12 protein-coding genes are annotated in these 13,282 nt (G+C 62.9%); 11 read left to right on the forward strand and 1 reads right to left on the reverse strand.

Annotated elements, in window-relative coordinates; genetic code table 11:
- Positions 1-69: 69 nt before the first annotated feature.
- Both ACX80Q_RS04685 and mshC read left to right on the forward strand, forming a co-directional pair.
- Positions 70-909: an undecaprenyl-diphosphate phosphatase gene (locus ACX80Q_RS04685; protein ID WP_459329361.1), complete on the forward strand. Its 840-nt coding sequence runs from the start codon at positions 70-72 to the stop codon at positions 907-909.
- Between the two features lie 174 nt (positions 910-1,083).
- Positions 1,084-2,379, forward strand: a complete 1,296-nt coding sequence (gene mshC / locus ACX80Q_RS04690; RefSeq protein ID WP_459329362.1) for a cysteine--1-D-myo-inosityl 2-amino-2-deoxy-alpha-D-glucopyranoside ligase — start codon at positions 1,084-1,086, stop codon at positions 2,377-2,379.
- 27 nt (positions 2,380-2,406) lie between these two features.
- On the opposite strand, the gene ACX80Q_RS04695 is transcribed toward mshC, so the two are convergent.
- Positions 2,407-3,258 carry a PAC2 family protein gene (locus ACX80Q_RS04695; protein ID WP_459329430.1) on the reverse strand — a complete coding sequence of 284 codons (852 nt, stop codon included), beginning with the start codon at positions 3,256-3,258 and terminating at the stop codon, positions 2,407-2,409.
- A gap of 137 nt (positions 3,259-3,395) precedes the next feature.
- On the opposite strand from ACX80Q_RS04695, the gene ACX80Q_RS04700 reads away from it, so the two are divergent.
- The 9 genes from ACX80Q_RS04700 (at position 3,396) to pafA (ending at position 13,130) form a co-directional block, all read left to right on the forward strand.
- Entirely contained in the window at positions 3,396-4,133 is a 738-nt protein-coding gene (locus ACX80Q_RS04700; RefSeq protein ID WP_459329363.1) for an HAD family hydrolase, read from the forward strand.
- Positions 4,130-5,290, forward strand: a complete 1,161-nt coding sequence (locus ACX80Q_RS04705) for a site-2 protease family protein (RefSeq protein ID WP_459329364.1) — start codon at positions 4,130-4,132, stop codon at positions 5,288-5,290. The genes ACX80Q_RS04700 and ACX80Q_RS04705 overlap by 4 nt, the downstream gene beginning before the upstream one ends.
- An 83-nt stretch (positions 5,291-5,373) precedes the next feature.
- A complete protein-coding gene (locus ACX80Q_RS04710) occupies positions 5,374-6,429 on the forward strand; it encodes a tRNA (adenine-N1)-methyltransferase (protein ID WP_459329365.1) in 1,056 nt (351 codons plus the stop codon).
- 51 nt (positions 6,430-6,480) lie between these two features.
- On the forward strand, positions 6,481-8,271 hold the full coding sequence (gene arc, locus ACX80Q_RS04715; RefSeq protein WP_459329366.1) for a proteasome ATPase: 1,791 nt from the start codon (positions 6,481-6,483) through the stop codon (positions 8,269-8,271).
- Between the two features lie 14 nt (positions 8,272-8,285).
- Positions 8,286-9,863 (forward strand): depupylase/deamidase Dop, encoded by a 1,578-nt coding sequence (gene dop / locus ACX80Q_RS04720; protein ID WP_459329431.1) that lies wholly within the window; start codon positions 8,286-8,288, stop codon positions 9,861-9,863.
- A 111-nt stretch (positions 9,864-9,974) separates the two neighbouring features.
- On the forward strand, positions 9,975-10,181 hold the full coding sequence (locus tag ACX80Q_RS04725; RefSeq protein WP_459329367.1) for a ubiquitin-like protein Pup: 207 nt from the start codon (positions 9,975-9,977) through the stop codon (positions 10,179-10,181).
- 6 nt (positions 10,182-10,187) lie between these two features.
- Entirely contained in the window at positions 10,188-11,009 is an 822-nt protein-coding gene (gene prcB / locus ACX80Q_RS04730; RefSeq protein ID WP_459329368.1) for a proteasome subunit beta, read from the forward strand.
- A 1-nt stretch (position 11,010) separates the two neighbouring features.
- Positions 11,011-11,742, forward strand: coding sequence for a proteasome subunit alpha (prcA, locus tag ACX80Q_RS04735; protein WP_459329369.1), 732 nt, complete (start codon positions 11,011-11,013; stop codon positions 11,740-11,742).
- Between the two features lie 14 nt (positions 11,743-11,756).
- Positions 11,757-13,130, forward strand: a complete 1,374-nt coding sequence (gene pafA / locus ACX80Q_RS04740; protein WP_459329370.1) for a Pup--protein ligase — start codon at positions 11,757-11,759, stop codon at positions 13,128-13,130.
- Positions 13,131-13,282: the final 152 nt, after the last annotated feature.

Genomic DNA, 13,282 nt, shown 5'->3' on the forward strand with positions numbered 1-13,282 from the left:
GTATCCCCTTTTTTGCGTCCACCCCGCCGGGGAACGCTGTGAACTCGCTCATGCTTTAGGCTGAATCCCGTGAACTGGTTCGAAGCGGCCTTCCTGGGCCTAATACAAGGCTTGACTGAATTCCTTCCGATTTCTTCAAGCGCCCATCTATTCGTCGTCGGCAAATTCCTGCCTTCGGGCGCCGATCCCGGAGCGGCCTTTACCGCCGTGAGTCAATTGGGCACCGAAACCGCCGTGGTTGTCTTCTTCTGGCGAGACATTGTGCGCATCATCAAGGCTTGGTTCGGTTCCCTGCGGGGCCACGTGCCGCGGACTGACCCCGATGTCCGGATGGGTTGGCTCATCATCATCGGCAGCCTGCCGATTGCCTTGCTGGGTGTCATATTTGCGCACCACATCGAATCAACGCTGCGAAACCTTTGGCTGGTGGCCACCACGCTGATCGTCTTTGGGCTCATCCTGGCCGTGGCCGATTCAGTGGCCAGCCAAAAGAGGGAACTGAAAGACCTTTCGGTCAAACACGGCATCCTGTACGGCTTTGCCCAGGCACTGGCGCTCATCCCCGGTGTGTCACGCTCGGGCGGAACCATTACTGCTGGCCTTCTTATGGGCTACACCCGTGAGTCAGCTGCCAGGTACTCCTTCCTGCTGGCCATCCCGGCAGTCTTCGGCAGCGGATTCTACGAGCTCTACAAAATCGTCTCCGGACATGAGAATGCCGAGGGCCCCTTCGGGATCGGCGAAACCATTCTTGCCACGGCCATTGCGTTCGGCGTGGGATATCTCATCATTGGTTGGTTCCTGAAATTCATCTCGACCAAGAGCTTCCGCCCCTTTGTTTGGTACAGGATTGGCCTAGGTCTGCTGCTCTACATTCTGCTTGGCTTCAACGTCATCACGCCTGACTGACGGCCTCCCCAAAACACGCTTCGCACGTTTTGGGGCCCCGCGGCCGTTAGCGCCTTCCGGCCTCCCCAAAACACGCTTCGCACGTTTTGGGGCCCCGCGGCCGTTAGCGCCTTCCGGCCTCCCCAAAACACGCTTCGCACGTTTTGGGGCCCCGCGGCCGTTAGGCTTAGCTCTGTGAAAACTTGGAAGTCCCACGCCCTCCCGCAGCTGCCCGGCGTTATGCCCAGCATTCATCTGCATGAAACCAGCCAACAACGAGTAGTCGCCCTGCCTGACTCGGACCAGGCCAGCCTCTATGTCTGTGGCATTACGCCATACGACGCCACCCACATGGGCCACGCGGCAACCTACGTTGCCTTCGACCTGCTCAACCGGGCCTGGCGCGACGCCGACAGCACAGTCACCTACGTGCAAAACGTCACAGACATCGATGACCCCCTGCTGGAACGGGCTACCCGCGACGGCCAGGACTGGCGCGAACTCGCCCTGTCCCAGACCGCCCTCTTCCACGCCGACATGGAAGCACTGAACGTTCTGGCGCCCGAACACTACATCGGCGCCGTTGAGGCCATCGAGTGGATTGTTCCAGAAGTCCAAAAATTGATCGACGCCGGCCTGGCCTACCCAGTTGCCGGGACCGATGGCGAGCCTGACGGCGATATTTACTTCTCCGTTGAGGCCGCCTCGGCCGCGGCCAAGAGTTCCAGCCTGGACGCGCCGTGGTGGTTGGGCCAGATCTCAGGCCTGAGCCAGGAAGAAATGCTCCCCTTCTTCGCCGAACGCGGTGGGGATCCCGAACGTCCCGGAAAACGCCATCCCCTGGATGCCTTGTTGTGGCGTACGGCCCGCGACGGTGAACCGTCCTGGGAAGGCGACACCCTTGGCGCTGGCCGTCCGGGTTGGCACATCGAATGCACAGTCATTGCCCAGCGCTTCCTGCCCAAACCGTTTACTGTCCAGGGTGGCGGCAGCGACCTGATCTTCCCTCACCATGAGATGGGTGCGGGCCACGCCTATGCGCTGGGCAAGACGCCCATGGCCCAGCACTACGCCCACACGGGCATGGTGGGTCTTGACGGCGAGAAAATGAGCAAGTCACGGGGCAACTTGGTGCTTGTTTCGGTTTTGCGTGCAGAGGGTGTTGACCCCGCGGCCATCCGCCTGGCCATCCTGGCCCACCACTACCGCAGCGATTGGTTTTGGACCCAGGAACTGCTTGTTTCGGCCCAGGACCGCCTAGCGCGCTGGCGAACAGCTGTTGCCGTGGCTCCGGAAGGAACGGCCATGCCGTTGCTGGCGGAAATGCGGGCGGCCATTTCACAGGACCTTGACGCCCCGCGCGCGGTGGCGGCCATTGACGCCTGGGCTGCCCATGCCAACGCTGTCAGCCGGGATGCTGCCGAAAACTCCGTGCGCGATGCTGCGCTGGTTTCGGATGCCATTGAGGCGTTGCTGGGTCTGGAACTCTAGAAACTTCTCGTGGGGAACGGGCCGGCCCTAGGGCTGGTCCGTTCCGCGCCGGCGCAAGTAACGTTCAAATTCCTTGGCAATGGAATCACCGGTTGCCTCCGGCAACTCGGCCGTGTCTTTTGCCTCCTCCAACTGCTTCACATAGGCAGCAATTTCGGGGTCCTGGGCCGCGAGGTCGTTGACGCCGCGCTCCCACGCTTGGGCGTCGTCGGCCAAATCAGCCGTAGGCAAGCTCACGTGCAGGAAATCTTCAATCTTGTTCAACAGGGCCAGCTCGGCTTTGGGGGAGGGTGCCTGGGCCACATAGTGCGGCACGGCCGCCCACAGCGAAACAGTGGCCAGTCCGGCTAACATCGACACCTCATTTAAAACCCCCACGATCCCAATGGGCCCCTCGTAGGCGGACGGCTCCAGGTTCAAACGCGCGGCGAGTTCGGCGTCGTCGCACGAAGCCGAGACGGGAATGGGCCGGGAATGCGGCACATCGGCCAGCAGGGCGCCCACCAGGATCACGTAGTTCACGTGCAGGGCTGCAGCCTTCGCCAGCAGCTCAGCCGTGTAGGCGCGCCAGCGGTAGGACGGTTCAATGCCGTGCACCAAAATGACGTCCACATCCGTCCCCGGAATGCTGGCCTTGGCAATTTTTGTCACAGGCCACTTGATCTTGCGCCGGCCGGAGGAGTTCAGCCGCACCTCGGGGCGGGTGAATTGGAAGTCGTAGTACTCATCCGGTTCAATGACGGCCACTTTTTTAGCCCCCCACAGCTTGTGCAGGTACTTGAGCACATCACTGGCCGCCTCACCGGCGTCGTTCCAGCCTTCAAAGGCTGCCAGCATGACAGTCACCCGGTCCTCGCCAGCTGCGGGGGTTAGCAGCAGCCCGGGTTCGCTTGATTCCGCATCATTGAATCTGCTCACGGCTCCAGCCTAAGGCTCTGGGCGCCGATGGCAATACTCACCACGCGGGTGACCGCTTCAAAAACCGTGCAGCCTTTTACGCCCCGTAGACTAGAGGCATGCTTTCACCCAGTGCCGCCGCCGCGCCTCCTGCGACTCCTGCCCCTCCCGCGCTAAAAGCTGTCCTCTGGGACATGGACGGGACCCTCGTTGATACGGAACCCTATTGGATTGCCGCCGAAATTGAGTTGGTGAGCGCCCACGGCGGGCAATGGGATGAGGACAAGGCGCACCTGTTGGTTGGCAGTGCCTTGGACACCAGCGCCAGGATTCTTCAGGAAGCCGGCGTCAAGCTCTCGGAGCGGGAGATCATTGACCACCTCTCCCATCAGGTTATTGCCGGGATCCGCCGCGAACTGCCGTGGCGTCCGGGAGCCAGGGAACTGCTGGCGGACCTGCACAACAGGGGTGTGCGCTGCGCTCTGGTGACCATGAGTGAGCGCAATCTGGCCGCTGAAGTGGCCCAGGCGCTGGACCACGAGTACTTTGAGTTCCTGGTGACGGGTGATGAGGTCCAGAACGGCAAACCTCATCCGGAACCGTACCTGATGGCCATCGACATGCTCCGCAAGACCGACCCCTCCATCACAGCTGCCCACTGCGCGGCATTTGAGGACTCGGTTCCCGGGGTTGCCTCCGCCATGGCGTCAGGGGTTGCCACGATCGCCATCCCCAACGCCGTGCCGCTGGCTGATGACATCCGCCGCACCACCTGGGAGAGCCTGGCGGGCAAGACGTACGACGACGTCAATGCGGTTGTCGCTGCCAAGCTGGCCTCCGCCGGGGTTGCTTTGTGAGTAGTCCTGCCAACGGCACCAAGGCCCGCCGTGAGGGTTTTGTCATTGGTTCGGTGCGCGGCACCCCCATCATCTTGGCCAATTCATGGTTCTTCATTGCCGGTGTGACGGTGCTGATTTTTGGCCCCCAGTTGCAGGAGAACTTTGCCGGCCTGGGTGCGCGTGCTTACGCCGTCGCCTTTGCCTATGCCCTCCTGCTGCTGTTCTCGGTGCTGGTCCACGAACTGGCCCATGCCGTTGCCGCCAAGTTGTTCCGCTGGCCAACCCACAAGATCGTCCTGAATTTGTGGGGCGGGCACACGGAGTTTGATTTCAGCAAGGCAACCCCCGGAAAGGCGCTGGTGGTGGCCTTTGCCGGCCCCATCGCGAACTTTGTGCTGGCCGGCCTGGGCTTTCTGGTCCAAGGCGCCCTGCCGGAACCCACGTCCCTGGGGACTGCCATTGCCCTGCTGCTGGCCAACATCTTTGTCTGGGCCAACCTGCTGATCGGCGCCTTCAACGTTTTGCCCGGCCTGCCGCTGGACGGTGGACGCCTGGTCGAGTCAATCGTGTGGAAGTCAACCGGAAGCCAGGAGAAGGGCACCATTGCTGCCGGCTGGGCCGGGCGCATCATTGTGGTGCTGCTGGTCCTGGGCGCACTCGGAATTCCCTACCTGCAGGGCGGGCAGCCTGAATTGACCACCTCGTTCATCGTGATCCTGATGGCCGGATTCCTGTGGGCGGGCGCCTCGGCCGCCATCAAGGGGGCCAGCATCCGCCTGCGGTTGCCAGCCATCAGTGCCGGCACGCTGGCCACACCTGCCATCAGCGCCTCCAACGCCTGCACAGTGGCCCAGCTGTGGACACTGCGGGGAGCGTACCCCCATGAACCCATTGTCTTGTACGGCGCTGACGGCCGGCCCTCCGCCGTGGTTGATGAATATGCCCTGGCCCATGTACCACCCGAAGTTGCGCCAACAACCCCCGCCACGGCCGTGGCCAGGAGCCTCTCACAAGGGGCCTATGTGCCCGACGTGGCCAAGGGCGAGGAGCTCGTGGCGTACTTGGCCCAGCTCCCGGACACCGAATATGCGGTGATCAACCTGGATGGCAGGGTGACGGGGCTGCTGAGCCAGGCGAAGGTTGTTTCGGCCATCACCGGCAGGCCCGCACCCTAGGACCCCGCGTCCCCACAGCATCCGGCTCGCCTCAACGGGCCAACACCACTAACTTTTTCGCACCAACACGTTAGGACTTACCCATGACCCACAGCGATGCCAGCATCGAGACCTCCTCGCAACCTCATGGCGCCGCAGCCCGGCGCGGGCCGTTCCGCGCCGGTGAGCGTGTGCAGCTGACTGACGAGCGTGGACGCATGAACACGATCACCCTGACCCCGGGAACCGCGTACCACACGCACAAGGGCTTCCTGAATCATGATCTGCTGATTGGCGCCCCCGAGGGCTCCATGGTGGAAAGCAATGTGGGCCAGCAGTACCAGGCGCTGCGCCCGCTGCTCTCCGACTTTGTGCTCTCCATGCCGCGCGGGGCAGCCGTGGTGTACCCCAAGGATGCCGGCCAGATCATCACCATGGGCGATATTTTCCCCGGCGCCCGCGTGGTGGAGGCCGGCGTTGGCTCCGGCGCCCTGTCCATCTCCCTGCTCCGTGCAGTGGGCGACAACGGCTACTTGCACTCCTTTGAGCGCCGTGAAGAATTCGCCGACATTGCCCGCGGCAACGTGGAAACCATCTTTGGCGGACCGCACCCGGCCTGGAAGATCTCGCTGGGGGACTTCCAGGACCAGGTGGTTGAGCAGGAAGCTCCCGGCAGTGTTGACCGCGTTGTCCTTGACATGCTGGCCCCCTGGGAATGCCTTGACGCCGTGGCAACCGTGCTGGCACCCGGTGGCGTGTGGATCAACTATGTGGCCACCGTGACTCAGCTGTCCCGCACGGCCGAGGCCATCCGCGCCGACGGCCGCTTCACGGAGCCCGACGCTTGGGAATCCATGGTCCGCGGCTGGCACCTGGAAGGCTTGGCCGTGCGCCCCGACCACCGCATGGTGGCGCACACAGGATTCTTGATGGTCACCCGCCGGCTGGCCGACGGCGTCACCGGCATGACGCTCAAGCGCCGCGCCTCCAAGACCGACTTTGCCCAGGAAGACCTGGACGCCTGGACTCCCGCAGCCGTGGGCGAGCGTGCAGTCTCGGATAAGAAACTCCGCCGTGCCGCCAGGGACGCCTCCTCAACCGTGCAGACGCGCCGCACCAAGAGCAAGGTCGCCGACGAAGAGACCGCCGCCGACGCATAGCACTACACTCAGCAGTAACAGCCGCACCCGGCTCCGGAAGGATCATTTGTCATGAGCGAATCACAGCACCCCACTCCCGACATCCCTGCCACAGGCGCCCCGGCGCCGGGTTCGGCCCAGGCCAGCTATCTCACCGGTCCCGGCCAGCAGGCCGTGTTGGAGCGCCAGCTCAACGTGCTCCGTGACAAGGCGCGCAACCTTGACCGCCAGCTTGCCTCGGCAACTACCAACAACTCCAAGCTCGTGGCCATGCTGGAAACTGCCAAGGCTGAGATCCAGAAGCTCCGCACCGCCCTGGAGCACGACGGCGAACCCCCCTACAGCTTTGGCACCATCGTTGCGCTCAACCGCCACAGTGCCGCCGGTGGAGTCAGCACCGCCGTGAGCCAGGAAAGTCTGGACATTTTTGCCTCGGGCCGGAAGATGCGTGTGGGGTTGAGCCCGCTGCTGCGCATGAATGACCTCAACGTGGGCCAGGAAGTGCTGCTCAATGAGGCGTTCACAGTCATCGCCGGACTGGGCTATGAGCGGGTGGGCGAACTTGTCACCGTCAAGGAGCTGCTGGGCACCACCCGGGTGCTGGTCATTGGCCGCGCCGACGAGGAGCGCGTGGTCCGTCTGGCCGGCGCATTGCAGGGCGGCGCCGTCAAGGTGGGGGATGCCCTGACTGTGGACGGGCGCACGGGCTACGCCCTGGAAAAGATCCCCCGCTCCGAGGTGGAAAACCTGATCCTGGAGGAAGTGCCGGACATTTCCTACTCCGACATTGGCGGCCTGGCGTCCCAGATCGAACAGATCCGCGACGCCGTGGAGCTGCCCTTCCTGCACCCGGACCTCTACCGCGAACACGGCCTCAAGCCGCCCAAGGGCATCCTGCTTTATGGCCCCCCCGGTTGCGGCAAGACACTCATTGCCAAGGCTGTTGCCAACTCCTTGGCCAAACGGGCCGCCGAACGCTCCGGCGTGAAGGACCAAAAAAGCTACTTCCTGAACATCAAGGGTCCTGAACTGTTGGACAAGTACGTGGGCGAGACGGAACGCCAGATCCGCCTCATCTTCAGCCGCGCCCGCGAAAAAGCGTCGGACGGCAGCGCCGTGGTGGTCTTCTTTGACGAGATGGACTCCTTATTCCGCACGCGTGGGACGGGTGTGTCCTCGGATGTGGAAACCACGATCGTGCCCCAGCTCCTGAGTGAGATCGACGGCGTCGAACGCTTGGACAACGTGATTGTCATTGGTGCCTCCAACCGTGAGGACATGATCGACCCCGCCATTCTGCGTCCCGGCCGCCTGGATGTGAAGGTCAAGATCCAGCGCCCCGACGCCGAGGCTGCTGCAGACATTTTCGCCAAGTACGTCACTACTGCGCTGCCCTTCCACGCCGACGACGTGGCCGCCAACAACGGGAGCCTGCAGGAGACCGTGGATGCCATGATTCAGCGCACGGTTGAGGCCATGTACGCCACGGACAAGTCCAACGAGTACCTGGAAGTCACCTACGCCAACGGCGACACCGAAATGCTGTACTTCAAGGACTTTAACTCCGGTGCCGTCATCCAAAACGTTGTTGACAGGGCCAAGAAGTACGCCATCAAGGACCTGCTGACACACGCCGAAAAGGGCATCCGCATTGAACACATGCTCCGTGCCGTGGTGGACGAGTTCCGCGAACACGAGGATATGCCCAACACCACCAACCCCGACGACTGGGCCCGGATTTCCGGCAAGAAGGGCGAGCGGATCACCTACATCCGCACCATTGTGCAAAGCAAGGAAGGTCAGATTCCCGGCAAGACACTGGAACCGCTGGAAACGCTGAGCAACACGGGGCAGTACCTGTGAGTGTTGTGCGGGTCATGGGGGCGGAGACCGAATATGGCATCCATGCCCCCGGTGGCAGCTCGTTCAACGCCACCTGGCTCTCCACCCAGGTGGTCCATGCCTACTCGCAGGAGACACGGCAGCGGGCGGCCGCCGGCGGGGAGACTCGCTGGGACTACACCGACGAGGATCCGCTGGCAGATGCCCGCGGCTGGTCGGTGTCGCGGAACGCGGCCCACCCCAGCCAGCTCACGGACAGTGAACCGGAACTGACCGCGGCACAGATCGCCCTGGAGGGCGGCGAAACCGGGGACCCGAGTATTCCCCTCATGATGAACATGGTGCTGGGCAACGGTGCGCGGCTCTATGTTGACCACGCACACCCCGAATACTCATCACCGGAGGTGACCAACCCCCTCGACGCCGTACGCTGGGATGCAGCCGGGGACTTGGTGGCCCTGGCCGCCGTGCGCCGCATTGCCGCAACCCCGGGCCTGCCGGAAATCAACCTGTACAAAAACAACACCGACAACAAGTCGGTGTCGTACGGCAGCCACGAGAACTACCTGATGCCGCGGCAGGTGCCCTTCAAAAACATTGTGTCCGGGCTGACGCCCTTCTTTGTGACCCGGGCCATCATGTGCGGCGCGGGCCGGGTGGGTCTGGGCCAGGACGGCTCCGGCGTGGGGTTTCAGATCAGCCAGCGGGCTGACTTCTTCGAAGCCGAGGTGGGTCTGGAAACCACCATTCGCCGCCCCATCATCAACACCCGGGATGAACCCCATGCCGTGGCGGAAAAGTACCGCCGCCTGCATGTGATCATTGGCGACGCCAACCTGAGCCAAGTCTCCAACTATCTCAAATTTGGCACCACAGCCCTGGTCCTGGACATGATTGAGCACGGCAACGCCCCGGTTCTGGAGTTCGCCGACCCCGTGTCCACGCTGCGCGAGATCAGCCATGACTGGCAGTTGCAACAAAAGCACCTGCTCCGCGACGGCACCAGGGTCACTGCCCTGGACGTGCAATGGCGCTACCTTGACGCAGCCAAGGCCCACGCCGCAGCCAACGGCTCCCTTGACCCAACCAACGGTGATGGCCACACGGCTGCGGTCCTGGCCAAGTGGGAGGAAGTCCTCACAGCCCTGGGCACTGACCCCATGAGCCTGGCCGGCCAACTGGAATGGGTGGCCAAACTCAATCTGCTCCAGCAGTACCGGGCCCGGGACAAGATGGCCTGGAATGATCCCCGGCTGGGCCTGATCGACCTGCAATGGTCAGACGTCCGCCCGGAAAAGGGCCTCTACTACAAGCTCCTGCAGCACGGGCGCATGCAGCGCCTCGTCACGGATGAGTCCATCGCCGCAGCAGTGTTGGCGCCGCCCACGGACACCCGGGCGTATTTCCGCGGCAGGTGCATCCAAGAGTTTGGCGCCCACGTGGTGGGGGCCAGCTGGGATTCGGTCATCTTTGAGCTCCCACAACTTCGCAGGCTCCAACGGGTGTCCACGAAGGAGCCCTTGCGCGGCACACACGCCCTCACCGCTGAACTGTTTGATGCCAACACCGGGCTGGCGGACTTCCTGGCCCAGCTGCTCGCCGGCCCGCATTAGCGGGAGCCTCAACACAAACGTCTTGGTGGCGCACAAACGGAGCAGGTCCGTGGCAGGATGGAAGCAGATACCAGCTACGGGTATCAGGGAACCGGACAAGAGGGACTAACCATGGCTTCGCAGGAACAAAAGAACGTTTCCTCCCGCACCGAGGATGAGCACGTCGATGAGGCGCCCCTGCCAACCCCGGCACCGGATTCGGGTGCCGCCCAGGTTGCCACCTCCGGGGTGGATGACCTCCTTGACGAGATCGACGGCGTGCTCGAATCCAACGCGGAAGAGTTCGTCCGCGGCTTCGTGCAAAAGGGTGGACAGTAGCGTCTCATGGATGCTCAGCGCAGAAGTGAGTTTCCGGCGCTGGAAGCCGCCGGCTCGTCGTCGTCGTTCTTTGACTACGTGAGCCGCAGCCATCCCGGCCTGTTGCCCTTTGGCCAGACCCTGCCACCGGGCAGCATGCCGGCCACGCCGCACGGCACCACCATCGTGGCGCTGACCTGCACGGGCGGGGTGGTCATGGCGGGTGACAGGCGCGCCACCATGGGATCCATGATTGCCAACAGGCACATTGAAAAAGTGTTCCCGGCTGACAGGTACTCGGTGCTGGGCATTGCGGGCACGGCGGGCATCGCCATCGACATGGTGCGCCTGTTCCAGGTGGAGCTTGAGCATTACGAGAAAATCGAAGGCACCCTGCTGAGCCTTGAGGGCAAGGCCAACCGGCTCGGCGCCATGGTCCGGGCCAACCTGCCCATGGCCCTGCAAGGCCTGTCAGTGGTTCCACTTTTTGCCGGCGTTGAGCCGCACGAGCCCGCCGGGCGCCTGTTTTCCTATGACGTCACAGGGGGCCGCTACGAAGAGCTGGAGCACCACAGCATTGGCTCCGGGGCTGTTTTTGCCCGGGGTGCACTGAAGAAGCTGTGGCGCCCGGAGCTGACCGCCGATGAGGCGGTTGCGGTGGCAGTTGAAACCCTGGTGGATGCGTCCGACGACGACTCCGCCACGGGCGGGCCTGACCTGGTGCGGCAACTCTGGCCTGTCGTCTACCTGGTTACCCAACAGGGTGCCACCCGGGTCAGCCCCGAAACCCTTTCCGCCGTGGCACAAACCATTACAGCGCGGCGAACGGCCGAACGCCGGGAGGCATAAGATGGCGCAACAGTTCTATGTTTCCCCCGAACAGGTCATGAAGGACAGGGCCGACTTTGCCCGCAAGGGAATTGCCCGCGGCAAATCCGTTGTTGTCCTCAGTTTTCGCGACGGCATGGCCCTGGTGGCCGAGAACCCTTCGCCGACCCTGCATAAAATCGGTGAGATCTACGACCGCATAGCCTTTGCCGCGGTGGGCAAATACAACGAATTTGAAAGCCTGCGCCAGGCCGGCGTGCGCTATGCCGATGTTCGCGGCTACTCCTATAACCGGGTGGATGTGACGGCCCGGGGCCTGGCCAGCGTCTATGCCCAAAGCCTTGGTGCTGTATTCACGGCCGAACAAAAACCCTTCGAGGTGGAACTGGCTGTTGCCGAAGTGGGGGAGCGGGAGGGGGCAGACCACATCTTCCGCTTGAACTTTGACGGCTCCATTTCAGATGAGTCCGGCTACCTGGCCATGGGCGGCAAGGCCGATCTGGTGCAGGCAACCTTGGCCAAAGTGTGGAGCGCCGGAGCGGATCTTGGCCAGGCGCTGCGCTGGGCTGTCAGCGCCCTGGAGGCGCCCCGGCTCGAGGCCGCCACAGCAGGTGCCGTCACGGCAACCCCGCTGGGGGCTGCCACCTTGGAGGTTGCGGTCCTGGCCCGCAATGCGTCGGCCGCCGGTGGCACATACAGGGCATTTAGGCGCTTGAACGCTGCAGAGGTTGCAGCGCAACTGAAGACAACGTAGAAGGGATTTAACTGGTGGACAGGCGAATTTTTGGGATTGAAACCGAGTTTGGTGTGGCCTACTCGGCCCCGGGCTCACGGCCCTTGTCGCCGGAGGAAGTTGCCAGGTATCTGTTCCGCAAGGTGGTCAGTTGGGGACGTTCCTCCAATGTGTTCCTGCCCAACGGGTCACGCCTCTACTTAGATGTGGGCTCCCACCCCGAGTACGCCACGGCGGAATGCGACGGCATTGCCCAGCTCATTGCCCACGACCGTGCCGGTGAAGCCATCTTGAACGACCTTGTCCACGAGGCGCAGGCCAGGCTGGAACTGGAAGGCTACTCCGGGCAGATCTTCCTGTTTAAGAATAATGTGGATTCCGCAGGCAACTCCTACGGCAGCCATGAGAACTACCTGATCACCCGCAAGGGCGAGTTCAACCGGTTGGCGGACATTCTTATCCCGTTCCTGGTCACCCGGCAGCTCATTTCCGGGGCCGGCAAGGTTTTACCGGCCCAGCAGGGCGGGCAATTCGCATTTTCCCAGCGTGCCGACCATATTTGGGAAGGGGTCTCCTCGGCCACCACGCGTTCGCGACCCATCATCAACACCCGTGATGAACCCCACGCCGACGCAGAGTTGTACCGCCGCCTGCACGTGATCGTGGGGGATTCCAACATGTCTGAGACCACCACCATGCTCAAGGTGGGCAGCGTTGACTTGATTCTGCGCATGGTGGAGGCCGGCTCCATCATGAGTGACATGCGCCTGGAGAATCCGATCCGCAGCATTCGCGAGATTTCCCACGACATCACGGGCAAACACCCGCTCAAAATGGCCGACGGCCGGACCATGACGGCGATCGAGATTCAACGCCACTATCTAGACAAAGTGAGCGGCTTCGTCCGCTCGCACGGGGCCCACAATGAGCTGGTGCCCCGGATTCTTGACCTCTGGGAACGCACCCTGGATGCCGTGGAAAGCGAAAACTACTCCAGCATCGACACCGAAATCGACTGGGCCATCAAGGCCAAGCTGCTCGGCGCCTACGCCGACCGCCACAACGTCGCCTGGGGTTCACCGCAGGTGGCCCAGCTTGATTTGCGGTACCACGACATCTCCGTGGACAGGGGCCTGTTCAACATGCTCGAACGCCGTGGCGCCGCCGCGAAGGTGGCTACCGCCGAAGAAATCCTTGCCGCGGTGGATACGGCCCCCGCCACAACGCGCGCCCACCTGCGCGGCAAGTTTGTCAGCGCGGCCAGGGATTCAGGGCGGGACTACACGGTTGACTGGGTTCACCTGAAACTCAATGACCGCTCCCACCAAACAATCCTCTGCAAGGACCCGTTTAAGAGCAGCGACGAACGCGTCGATGAACTCATAGCATCCCTGCGCCACGAGTACTAAAACCGCCCCGCAGCAGTGGCGCAAGCAAGGACATGTTGGGCGCCCACGCAGCTTTCGTTCAGTTTCAACCGATATGCTGGACGCGGCCCTTTTGATCCATGTGCTTGATGGGGCGCCGCGTTATTGCACTCCCGCCCTTTTTCAAACCCGCA

The sequence above is a fragment of the Arthrobacter sp. HLT1-20 genome (assembly GCF_054510895.1).